The sequence below is a fragment of the Streptomyces sp. NPDC026672 genome, assembly GCF_040638185.1.
Taxonomy (GTDB): domain Bacteria; phylum Actinomycetota; class Actinomycetes; order Streptomycetales; family Streptomycetaceae; genus Streptomyces.
The window spans coordinates 17,750-28,929 of sequence record NZ_JBEZXS010000069.1 but is presented as its reverse complement, the minus strand read 5'-3'; the positions used below and the strand labels follow the sequence as shown (position 1 = coordinate 28,929).

Genomic DNA, 11,180 nt, shown 5'->3' with positions numbered 1-11,180 from the left:
GGAAAGACCCCGGATCCAGCAACAACTCGATCCGCTCCCGAGCCGTCAGCTTGCCCTTCGCATGCTGCGCCTCAGTCGCCCGCTCACCCGGACCCGCAACAGCCCGCGCACGGATCTCGTGCAACTCCGCGACCCGACCACGCGCGTCCGCGGGCTCACCCGTCGTCTCTTCCAAAACGGTCATGTAGCGACCTTACGAAGGAGACCGAGGAAAGCGGGCCGTCGACTCCGTACAGTCTCCGGCCCGTTTTCCTGGTACCACCGAACAGAACCGTGGGGGCATGCAGCCGTTCCGACTGCTCAGGGGGCATCGCCCTTGTAGGGGTGCCACAAAGGGACCGCCTGAGAGTCACCTCACATTCACGTCGGGCACATGCCATCCCCGGAGTGACGCGCGGCCCCGAACGGAGGGGGTCGACCCGGACGGAGCCTATCGCCTCCCGCCGCACACCGACGCACGACGGGGTGACGCAGGGTGGTGCCGTCAACACACCTGTAGATGATGTTGAACATTGAACGGAATAGGTCTACCGTCGTCCCTGTTGAGCTCATTGAAGATTCAACATCAACCGCACTCCCGCATCTCCCGTCCCCAAGGAGCACGTCATGGGCATCTTCGGCCGCAAGAGCAGCGACGACACGACCGCCACGGCCTCCCCCGAGCTGGCCGCGCTCACCGGCGACTACACGCTCGACCCCACGCACACCACGATCGGCTTCGTGGCCCGCCACGCCATGGTCACCAACGTCAAGGGCGGCTTCCTCGACTTCAACGGCACGCTGCACCTGGACGGCGGCGACCCGAGCAGGTCGACCGCCACGATCGACGTCCGGATGGAGAGCATCGACACCGGCAACGCCGACCGCGACGGGCACCTGAAGTCGGCCGACTTCTTCAAGACGGACGAGTTCCCGACGATGACGTTCCGTTCCACCAAGGCGGAGTCCCTGGGCGGCGACGACTACCGCATCACCGGTGACCTCTCCATCCTCGGCGTCACCAAGCCCCTCAGCATCGACCTCGAGTTCAACGGCGCCGCCAAGGACCCCTTCGGCAACGAGCGCGTCGGCTTCGAGGGCAAGGCGGAGATCCTGCGCTCCGAGTGGGGCCTGACCTGGAACGCCGCGCTGGAGACGGGCGGCGTCCTGGTCTCCGACAAGATCAAGCTGAACTTCGACATCTCGGCGATCAAGAACGCGTGACCCGTTCCTGACCCGCACGCACAGCACGCGCCCGCCTTCCTCCGTCCGCCGCGCCGATCGGCACGGACAGGAAGGGCGGGCGCCTGTGCGTTCCCGGCGCCCCGAGCGTCCCCCCGCGGCCCGCACGGGCCCGGCGTCCGGTCAGAAGCCGCCGCCGAAGTCCCCGCCTCCCCCACCGAAGTCGCCCCCGCCCCCGAAGTCGCCCCCGCCGAACCCGCCGCCGAAGTCCCCTGGGTCGTAGTCCGCCCCGGACACGTCGCCGCCCTCGTAGCCGGCGGCGCCGAAGTCGCCGTACCCCGTGCCGTAGTCGGCGCCGTACGCCGGGGCCGCCATCGCGCTGCCGAGGAGGGTGCCGACGAGCAGGCCGGGCAGGAGGCCGCCGCCGAAGTAGCCGCCGGCCCAGGGACCGTAGGCCGGTCCCGCGTCCCAGTAGGGGCGGCGGCCGTGGTCGGTGTCGACCTCGCGGACCACCGGGTCACGGCCGTCCGCGAGCCGGGTGCCGTCGGCCGCGCAGACCGGGACCTCGCGGGACGTGCCGCCGGGCGGGGTCCAGGTGGCGTCGGCGACCGAGGGGCCGTGCCGGGGGTCGAAGAAGCAGGGCGGCCGGCGTTCGGGGAGCGGCTCGCCCGTGCGGCGGGCGGCGAGCTGCGCCAGCGAGAAGCGGCCGTCCTCCAGGGCCCGGGTGACCGCGCGCACGTCCTCGGGTCTCGCCGCCTGCGCCATGGCCGACTTGGCACGGTCGTAGGAGTCGAGGGCACGTTCGTAGTCGGCGCGCATCGCGTCGTCGGCGCCCTGCTCCGCCGGATGGAAGTCGAGGCGGTCGAGCTCCTCGCCGAAGGCGGTGATGTCCTCGTCCACGACGACCCGCAGCCGCTCCAGGGCGGCCCGCTGCTCCTCCTCGTGCCGCCGCCGGTTGCGACTGACCAGCGCGTAGGCGCCCGCGCCGCCGGCCACGACGACCGCGCCCGCGGTGATCAGGGCCGTGGTGGACACACCGGGACCGGGGTCGCTCGTCCCCCAGCTCACCGGAGCCCGGCCGCCCATGTTCGCGAGGGCCCGGTCGGTGAAGTCGGTGAGCTGGGTCCTGGCGTCCTCGCCCTGCACGCTGGTGACCAGGTTGCGGACCGCCGTGCGGGACAGCACCGAGGAGTCGGCGCGGGCGTCGAAGCGGTCGCCGAGGCGGACGGCGTAGAGGCCGGTGACGCCGGTGGCGGCGCGCAGATCGGCGAAGAGGTTCCGGGTGGGGTGGTCGGCGGGCAGGACAGCGATGAACAGGGGCTTGCCCGTGCCGCCCGCCTTCTCGATCCGCTGGGCGAGGGTCCGCGCCTGGGCCGCGGAGAGCTGGCCGGTGGCGGCGGGGTCGACGTAGACCGGGTGCTGTCTGAGGGCCCGGGCCACGGTGTCGACGCTCGTGGCCGCCCCGGCCGGCGGCGCGAGCAGTGTCGCGACGACCAGGGCCAGGGCGGCCAGGAGGAGCGTCGGAAGGCTTCGGGTCCACAGCAGGGCCTTCATATCTGGAACCTACCCGAAGCCTCCCAAAAGGGAACATTCGATCGACATGCGGTTCAGGACGCCCGGTAGGCCTCCGTCAGCTTGTCCACCGCCGCCTTGTACTTCCCGGTCAGCAGCAGGTGGTCCGCGTCGGCGAAGGGCTTGGCCACCGCCGCGGTGATCCGCTGTCCGACCCGCTCCTGCACGATCAGCCGGGCCCTGGTGACCAGGTCACGCCCGGCCCCGTCGGCGCCCGCCCGTTCGGCGACCGCCGCCGCGAGGCCGAGCGCCCGCAGGGTGGCCGTACCGCCCTCGGGCGTCCGGGTCTTGGTGGTCAGGCCCCAGCCGTAGGGGAACTGCGGGTCGTACGCGGCGTCGCCGACGTTGATCGGCAGCTGGGCCTCGGACTTCGGCCAGGTGACCGGGAGCTGACCGGTGAAGGCCCGCTTGCCGTAGAGGACGTCGGCCACGCCGTCGCCCTCGGTGCCCGGCAGCCAGGAGGCGACGAGGGCGTCGATGTCGCCGAGCCGGTCGCCGATCAGCTGCGGGCGTCCGGAGACGACGAGCACGGCGCACTTCATGGCCGCGCACACCGTGTCCACGGCCCGCTGGTCGGCGGCGGACAGGGACAGCGAGTGTCCGTTGCCGACGTCGCCGATGCCCTCGGCGTACGGGGTCTCGCCGACGACGACCACCCCGACGTCGTAGCCGGAGGTGGACGCCGAGGCGTCCTTGGAGTAGGTGACGTTCCCGCCGGCGTTCTTCATGCCCTGGAGCACGGTGGTGCCCTGCGTGATGTTGCCGGAGGACCCCTGCCAGGTGATGGTCCAGCCGCCGGTCTGGTTGCCGAGGTCGTCGGCGTTGGACCCGGCGACGTACACCTTCTGGCTCTTCTTCAGGGGCAGCAGGCCGCCGGAGTTCTTCAGCAGCACCTGCGACTCGGCGGCGGCCTGGCGGGCGACGGCCCGGTGCGCGGCCGAGCCGATCCGCGACGCGCCGCTGGTGTCGGCGTACGGGTGCTCGAAGAGGCCCAGTTCGAACTTCTCGGTGAGGATGCGGGAGACGGCGTCGTCGATCCGCTTCTCGGTGACCCGGCCGGCCTTCACCTCGGCGATGAGCGCGGCGGTGAACTCCTTGTAGGTGTACGGCACCATCATCATGTCGACGCCCGCGTTGACGGACGTGCGCACGTGGGAGGCGTAGTCCCCGGGGAGCTGGTCGATGGCGTTCCAGTCGCTGATGACGAACCCGTCGAAGCCCATGCGGTCCTTGAGCACACCGTTGATCATGTCGCCGCGGGCGTGCATCTTGACCGGGCCGAGCCCGTCGCCCTGGATGTCCAGGGAGGAGTACGACGGCATGACCGTGCCGACGCCCCGGTCGACCGCCTCCTGGAAGGGCGCCAGGTGGACGTTCTCCAGCTGCTGCCGGGTGACCTTCGTGACGCCCTGGTCGACCGTGTAGGTGCCCGTGGTGGAGGAGCCGTACGCGGTGCCGCCGTCGCCGACGAAGTGCTTGGCGGTGGCGAGGACCTTGTCGCCGTCCTTCAGGTCACGTCCGTCGGGGCGGCCCTGGAGGCCCTGGATCACCGTCTCCATGGACTCGACCAGCGCCGGGTCCTCGCCGAAGGACTCGTAGGAACGGCCCCAGCGTTCGTCGCGGGAGACACAGAGGCAGGGCGCGAAGTCCCAGGGGACGCCGGTCGCGCGGACCTCGGCGGCCGTCACCTCTCCGGTCCGCTCGGCGAGCCGGGGGTCGCGCGTGGCGCCGATGCCGATGTTGTGCGGCATGATCGTGGCGCCGGTGAGGTTGTTGTGGCCGTGGACCGCGTCGACGCCGTAGATCAGCGGGATCTGGAAGCGGGTGGCCTGCGCCCTCAGCTGGAAGGCGTCGATCATCTTCGCCCAGGCCGCGGGGGTGTTGGGCGTCGGCGTGGAGCCGCCGCCGGACAGCAGCGAGCCGAGGGCGTAGGAGGCGATGTCGCCGGGCGCGTTGATCGCGGCGCGCTCGGCCTGGGTCATCTGGCCGGCCTTCTCCTCCAGGGACAGCCGCCCCAGGAGGTCCGCGACCCGCTTCTTCACGGGCAGCCTGCTGTCCAGGTACGGCAGTCCGTGCGCGTCGATGACGACCTGCGGGTTCTCGGCGGGGGCCTTGGCGCCGGTCACCGTGAGCTTCAGCGGGATCGTCTCGGCCGGCTCGGCGGCCTTGTCCTTGCGGGTGGACACCGTGATCGCCCGCGCGGTGCCGGAGGGCGTGCCGGCGGGGAAGGTGAGGGTGCCGGAGACCGGGGTGTAGTCCTTGCCCGGTTCGGCGGTGCCGCCGGAGGTCTCGTACGTCACGGTCACCGGCTCGTCGAGGGGGACGGCGCCCGTGGTGGCGACGGAGACCTTGACGGTGGCCCTGCCGCCCTCGGTGACCGGGCGGACGGCGGAGTCGGTGGTGACGGAGGCCCGCAGGGACTGGTCGGCCTTGCCGTACAGCTCGACGCCGTCCATGGCGAACCGGCTCTGGATGCCGGTGGGGAGGGTGACCGCGTAGCCCCACATCTCGGTGAGTCCGAGGACGTGGTCGATGCCGCCGACGGGCTGGAAGTCGGTGCGGTACGCGAAGTCGGTGAAGGGGATCTCTATCTGCTTCCAGCCGGTGAAGTCGTCGGTGAAGCCCGTGGTCCACAGCTCCGACGCCTCGCCGTTCGCGCCGCCGTCCTTGATCTCGAAGGCGATGCGCTTGCCGTTGTCCTGGCCGTCCCACCAGAACCGGATGCCCTTGTGGGCGGACCAGTCGTGGGCGGGCTGGTTCGCGGCGAAGTCGTGGGTGAAGCCGCCGTACCCGCTGATGTCGTACGTCCCCGCGAGGACCTTGGCGCCCTCGGGGGCGTCGGTCCGGTCGGCGAGCGACAGCGTCGGCGGGTCGTCGCTGTCGCCGCCCCAGGTGAAGATGCCGTCGGCGGGCTGCGGGGCGAAGGGGACCTCGCCCTCGAAGCGGTCCACCGGGACGGGCGGCGGGTCGTCGGCGCCGGCGGCGCTGCCCGCGGCGGTGAGCGGAACGAGCGCGCTGAGTAGAGCGACTGACGCGAGCAGGGCGGTTCTTCGCATGGACCTTCCCTCGGCTCTCGGGAACTCGCAGATTTCACTCATGACTTAGATCACGTCGTGAGTTAACAAGTGTGTCGCTCGGTGCGTCAATACATCACGTCAGAACCGGTACAGACCCAAGTCCATTGGCCAGGAAGGGTGTTGTTCCTTCAGGTTCTGAACGCCCAACCCCTTGACGGCCCTTCGCGACCGTCATTTACTCACGGCTCGCATGCCTCCCAGTCCCCCACCTTCAGAAGGGTGGCGTTCCATGGCACGACCCATGAGAAGACCGCTGCGCGCGGTGCACGTGCTGCTGGCCGGTCTGCTGAGCACGGCCGGCCTCACGGCCGCGACCGCGCCGGCACACGCGGCCGGCGAGCAGGTGACCGCCTATCTGACCACCACCGACGACTCCGGCGGGCGCCACGTGACGCGTGGGCTCCAGGCGCAGACGCCGTTCGCCTTCCAGGCCGGAGCCGGCGGCGGCGGTGAGAACATCACCGTCGACGAGAACACCCGCTACCAGACGTTCACCGGCGGCGGCGCGTCCTTCACGGACACCGCGGCCTGGCTGATGAACAGCAGCGGGGCCCTGTCGCAGGCGACGCGCGACGCCACGATGCGCAAGCTGTTCTCCCCCACGGACGGCATCGGACTCTCGTTCCTGCGCAATCCGATGGGCGCCTCGGACCTGGCCCGCTTCGGGTACACGTTCGACGACGTCCCGGCGGGCCAGAGCGACCCGAACCTCAACCAGTTCAGCATCGCGCACGACCTCGCCGACGTTGTGCCGCTGACCAGGCAGGCCACCCAGCTGAACCCGTCGCTGACCGTGATGGCCTCGCCGTGGACGGCGCCGGCCTGGATGAAGGACAGCGGGCAGCTCAACGGCGGCTGGCTGAAGGCGGAGGACTACGGGGCGTACGCCTCGTACTTCGTCAAGTACCTCCAGGCGTACCGGGACCAGGGCATCAACGTCTCGTACGTGACCGCGCAGAACGAGCCGACGTGCTGTTCGAGCTACCCGTCGATGAGCTGGAACGCGAGCGGGCTCGCCTACTTCACCAAGAGCGAGCTGCTGCCGAAGCTCCAGGCGGCGGGGCTGTCCACCAAGGTGCTGGCGCACGACTGGAACTGGGACGTCTACGACTCCTACGCCGCGCAGACGGTGGACGACGCGGCCGTGCGCAACCACCCGAACTTCGGCGGCATCGCCTGGCACGGGTACGGCGGTGACATCAACAAGCAGACGACCGTGCACAACCAGTACCCCTCGCTGGACGCGTTCGGCACCGAGCACTCGGGCGGCACCTGGATCGCCAACCAGCAGCGCGAGGACATGTCCAACATCATCGACTACACCCGCAACTGGGCGAAGTCGGTGACCAAGTGGTCGCTGGCCGTGGACCAGAACATGGGCCCGCACAACGGCGGTTGCGGCACCTGCACCGGTCTGATCACCGTGCACAACGGGGACGGGCGCAGCGGACAGGTCGACTACACGGTCGAGTACTACACGATGGGCCACCTGACGAAGTTCGTGCGGCCGGGCGCGCAGCGCATCGCGTCGACGGCGTCGTCCTCGGTGCCGAACGTGGCCTGGCGCAACCCCGACGGGTCCAAGGCGCTGATCGCGTACAACGACGCCTCGGCGGCCAAGACGGTCACCATCAACTGGGGTTCGCAGCACGCCACCTACTCGCTGCCGGGCAAGACGTCGGCGACGTTCACCTGGTCCGGCGGGCAGTCCGGGGGCGGCAGCCAGTCCGGCGCGTTCGTGGGTCTCGGCGGCAAGTGCCTGGACGTGGCGGGCGCCTCCAGCACCAACGGCGCGGCGGTGCAGCTGTACGACTGCAACGGCAGCACGGCCCAGCGCTGGACCGTGCAGGCGGACGGCTCGCTCCAGGCGCTCGGCAAGTGCCTGGACGTGACGTCGGCGTCGACGGCGAACGGGGCCAAGGTCCAGTTGTACGACTGCAACGGGAGCGGTGCCCAGCGCTGGTCGTACAACGCGTCGACGGGTGACGTGGTGAACCTGGCCGCGAACAAGTGCCTCGATGTGACGGACAACTCCTCGGCGAACGGGGCCCGTGGCCAGATCTGGACCTGCACGGGCGCGGCCAACCAGAAGTGGCACCTCCAGTAGGGCTGGTCACCAGCCGGTCCGGACCCGCGCGGCGTGCCGCGCGGGTCCGGCGTGTCACTCCGCCGGTTCCACGCCGGCGCGGAGCAGGCCGTAGGTGTAGGCGTCCTCCAGGGCCTGCCAGGAGGCGGCGATGACGTTCTCCGCCACGCCCACCGTGGACCACTCACCGTTGCCGTCGGAGGTGGAGATCAGGACGCGGGTCGTGGACTGGGTGCCGTGCTTGCCCTCCAGGATGCGGACCTTGTAGTCGACGAGACCGAGCTTGGCGAGCTGGGGGTAGATCCGTTCGAGGGCGACCCGCAGCGCCCGGTCGAGGGCGTTGACCGGTCCGTTGCCCTCGGCGGTGGCGACGATCCGCTCGCTCTTGGCCCACAGTTTGACCGTGGCCTCGTTGGCGTGGGTGCCGTCGGGCCGGTCCTCGACGATGGCGCGCCAGGACTCCACCCGGAAGTAGGTGAGCGGCTTGCCCTCGACCTCGGAGCGCAGCAGGAGTTCGAAGGAGGCGTCCGCGGCCTCGTAGGTGTAGCCCTTCAGCTCGCGTTCCTTGACCCGGTCGACCACCCGGCCGACCAGTTCGCGGTCGCCGCCCAGGTCGATGCCGAGTTCCTTGCCCTTGAGCTCGATGGAGGCGCGGCCGGCCATGTCGGAGACCAGCATCCGCATGGTGTTGCCGACGCTCTCGGGGTCGATGTGCTGGTAGAGGTCCGGGTCGACCTTGATCGCGGAGGCGTGCAGGCCCGCCTTGTGCGCGAAGGCCGAGACACCCACGTAGGGCTGGTGGGTGGAGGGGGTGAGGTTGACGACCTCGGCGATGGCGTGGGAGATGCGGGTCGTCTCGGCGAGCGTGCCCTCGGGCAGGACCCGCTTGCCGTACTTCAGTTCCAGCGCGGCGACGACCGGGAAGAGGTTGGCGTTGCCGACGCGCTCGCCGTATCCGTTGGCGGTGCACTGGACGTGCGTGGCGCCCGCGTCGACGGCGGCGAGGGTGTTGGCGACCGCGCAGCCGGTGTCGTCCTGGGCGTGGATGCCGAGCCGGGCGCCGGTGTCGGCGAGGACGGTGGCGACGACGGCCTGGACCTGGGCGGGCAGCATGCCGCCGTTGGTGTCGCACAGGACCACGACGTCGGCGCCCGCCTCGGCCGCGGCCCGTACGACGGCCTTGGCGTACTCGGGGTTGGCCCGGTAGCCGTCGAAGAAGTGCTCGCAGTCGACGAACACCCGGCGGCCCTGCTCGCGCAGGTAGGAGACGGTGTCGCGGACCATCTCCAGGTTCTCTTCGAGGGTGGTGCGCAGCGCCAGTTCCACGTGCCGGTCGTGGGACTTGGCGACCAGGGTGATCACCGGGGCGCCGGCGTCCAGGAGCGCCTTGACCTGCGGGTCCTCGGCGGCCTTGGTGCCGGCGCGGCGGGTGGCGCCGAAGGCGACGAGCTGGGCGTGCCGGAAGTCGATCTCCTCGCGCGCACGGGCGAAGAACTCGGTGTCGCGCGGGTTGGCCCCCGGCCAGCCGCCCTCGATGAAGCCCACGCCGAAGTCGTCCAGGTGCCGGGCGATGGCGAGCTTGTCCGCGACGGTGAGGTTGATCCCCTCACGCTGGGCCCCGTCGCGCAGCGTGGTGTCGAAGACGTGGAACGAGTCGTCGAGCTCGCTGGATGCCGTCTCGGTCATGGTCTCAAGGCTCCTGTGTTGAATCTCGGTCTTTCGGAAGAACCGACTCCACCGTCCCGTCTGAGGTCCCTCGCGCCTGCGTCCCCCGGCTGGGGTGGGCCGGAAAACGAAAAAACCCCTCGCGGGTGCGAGAGGTCTGCGCGCGGGTCGAGGACGACGGTGGCCACCCGTACCTGGTCGTACGTGGCGGTCACTGCGGACCGGCGCGCCTGCTGCCAATAATCATGGCGAACGAGAGCACGGGGGCAGTCTGGCACAACCCCGCCCCCGGGCTCACGACTGTCTCAGGATGCGGGCGTGAGGGTGGACGCCTCGCGGGCCTGCACCTGCTTCAGGTCCAGGTCCTTCGTCTCGCGCATCGTGACGTACACCACGAGGGACACGGCGGCGCAGCCGGCCACGTACCAGTAGAACCCGGACTCGACGCCGGCGTCCTTGAACCACAGGGCGACGTACTCCGCGGTGCCGCCGAACAGGGCGTTGGCCAGCGCGTACGGCAGGGCCACGCCGAGGGCGCGGACCCCGGTCGGGAACAGCTCGGCCTTCACGCACGCGTTGATGGAGGTGTAGCCGGTGACGACGACGAGGGCGAGCAGGGAGAGTCCGAGCGCCGGCCAGTAGCCGTCGGCGTGCTTGAGGAGGGTCATGACCGGCACGGTGAGGACGGTGGAGCCCACGGCGAAGGTGATCAGCAGCGGGCGGCGGCCGATGCGGTCGGAGAGCATGCCGGCGAGGGGCTGGAGACAGGCGAAGACGATGAGCGCGGTGAAGGAGACGAGGGTCGCGGTCTCCTTGGACAGGCCCGCCGAGTTGGACAGGTACTTCGTGAGGTACGTGGTGTACGTGTAGTAGGCGACCGTGCCGCCCATGGTCAGGGCGATCACGAGGAACGCCTCCCTGCGGTGGCCCCACAGCGCGCGCAGCGTGCCGCGCGTGGCGTCGCCCGAGGTGTCCTCCGCGTACACCTCGGTCTCCAGCATGGTGCGGCGCAGGTAGAGGACGACGGCCGCGCCGAGCGCGCCGACCACGAAGGGGACGCGCCAGCCGTAGCCGTGCAGGGCCTCGTCGGAGAGGGTGCGCTGGAGGATGATCAGGAGGCCGAGGCCGAGGATCTGTCCGGCGGTCATCGACACGTACTGGAAGCTGGAGGCGAAGCCGCGTCGGCGCGGGTCGGACGCCTCGGTGAGATAGGTGGCGCTGGCCGCGTACTCGCCGCCGACCGACAGGCCCTGGAGCAGCCGGGCGACGAGCAGGACTAACGCGCCGCCGTACCCGGCGACGGCGTAGGTCGGCGCGACGGCGATGAGCACCGCCGACGCGGACATGAGGGTGACGGTCAGGGTGAGCGCGGCCTTGCGGCCTCTGCGGTCACCGACCCGCCCGAGCAGCCAGCCGCCGACCGGCCGCATGAAGAACCCGACGGCGAAGATGCCGGCGGTGTTCATCAGCTGGGCGGTGGGGTTGCCGCTCGGGAAAAAAGCCCCGGCGAAATACGGCGCGAAGCTCGCGTATACGAACCAGTCGAACCACTCGACCATGTTGCCCGCCGAGCCGACCCAGATCTTCTTCCACTCATGTCGTCCCATGCGCCGTACCTT

The 11,180-nt window shown here is 70.4% G+C and carries 6 protein-coding genes and 1 pseudogene; 2 read left to right on the top strand and 5 right to left on the bottom strand.

Features of this window, described 5'->3' with window-relative positions; translation table 11 throughout:
* Positions 1–184 (bottom strand): annotated as a pseudogene (locus tag AB0F77_RS40860) (methylmalonyl-CoA carboxyltransferase); the annotation flags it as partial.
* Positions 185–606: 422 nt separating this feature from the next.
* Here AB0F77_RS40860 and AB0F77_RS40855 point away from each other — a divergent pair.
* Entirely contained in the window at positions 607–1,203 is a 597-nt protein-coding gene (locus AB0F77_RS40855; protein ID WP_361959118.1) for a YceI family protein, read from the top strand.
* Positions 1,204–1,344: 141 nt separating this feature from the next.
* Here AB0F77_RS40855 and AB0F77_RS40850 read toward each other — a convergent pair whose 3' ends face one another.
* Together AB0F77_RS40850 and AB0F77_RS40845 are read right to left on the bottom strand one after the other, a co-directional pair.
* Positions 1,345–2,715 carry a hypothetical protein gene (locus tag AB0F77_RS40850; RefSeq protein WP_361959115.1) on the bottom strand — a complete coding sequence of 457 codons (1,371 nt, stop codon included), beginning with the start codon at positions 2,713–2,715 and terminating at the stop codon, positions 1,345–1,347.
* Positions 2,716–2,768: 53 nt separating this feature from the next.
* Positions 2,769–5,789, bottom strand: coding sequence for a glycoside hydrolase family 3 N-terminal domain-containing protein (locus AB0F77_RS40845; RefSeq protein ID WP_361959112.1), 3,021 nt, complete (start codon positions 5,787–5,789; stop codon positions 2,769–2,771).
* A gap of 262 nt (positions 5,790–6,051) precedes the next feature.
* Between AB0F77_RS40845 and AB0F77_RS40840 the strand changes: the two genes are divergently transcribed.
* Entirely contained in the window at positions 6,052–7,917 is a 1,866-nt protein-coding gene (locus tag AB0F77_RS40840) for a ricin-type beta-trefoil lectin domain protein (protein WP_361959120.1), read from the top strand.
* A 54-nt stretch (positions 7,918–7,971) separates the two neighbouring features.
* Here AB0F77_RS40840 and cimA read toward each other — a convergent pair whose 3' ends face one another.
* Positions 7,972–9,582: a citramalate synthase gene (gene cimA, locus AB0F77_RS40835; RefSeq protein ID WP_361959109.1), complete on the bottom strand. Its 1,611-nt coding sequence runs from the start codon at positions 9,580–9,582 to the stop codon at positions 7,972–7,974.
* A gap of 284 nt (positions 9,583–9,866) precedes the next feature.
* On the bottom strand, positions 9,867–11,168 hold the full coding sequence (locus tag AB0F77_RS40830) for an MFS transporter (protein ID WP_361959106.1): 1,302 nt from the start codon (positions 11,166–11,168) through the stop codon (positions 9,867–9,869).
* Positions 11,169–11,180 lie beyond the last annotated feature (12 nt).

Bases quoted from the DNA above. Each gene is read 5' to 3' on its own strand.
- AB0F77_RS40855 (WP_361959118.1), top strand. From the start codon at position 607: ATGGGCATCTTCGGCCGCAAGAGCAGCGACGACACGACCGCCACGGCC.
- cimA (WP_361959109.1), bottom strand. From the start codon at position 9,582: ATGACCGAGACGGCATCCAGCGAGCTCGACGACTCGTTCCACGTCTTC.
- AB0F77_RS40840 (WP_361959120.1), top strand. From the start codon at position 6,052: ATGAGAAGACCGCTGCGCGCGGTGCACGTGCTGCTGGCCGGTCTGCTG.
- AB0F77_RS40830 (WP_361959106.1), bottom strand. From the start codon at position 11,168: ATGGGACGACATGAGTGGAAGAAGATCTGGGTCGGCTCGGCGGGCAAC.
- AB0F77_RS40845 (WP_361959112.1), bottom strand. From the start codon at position 5,789: ATGCGAAGAACCGCCCTGCTCGCGTCAGTCGCTCTACTCAGCGCGCTC.
- AB0F77_RS40850 (WP_361959115.1), bottom strand. From the start codon at position 2,715: ATGAAGGCCCTGCTGTGGACCCGAAGCCTTCCGACGCTCCTCCTGGCC.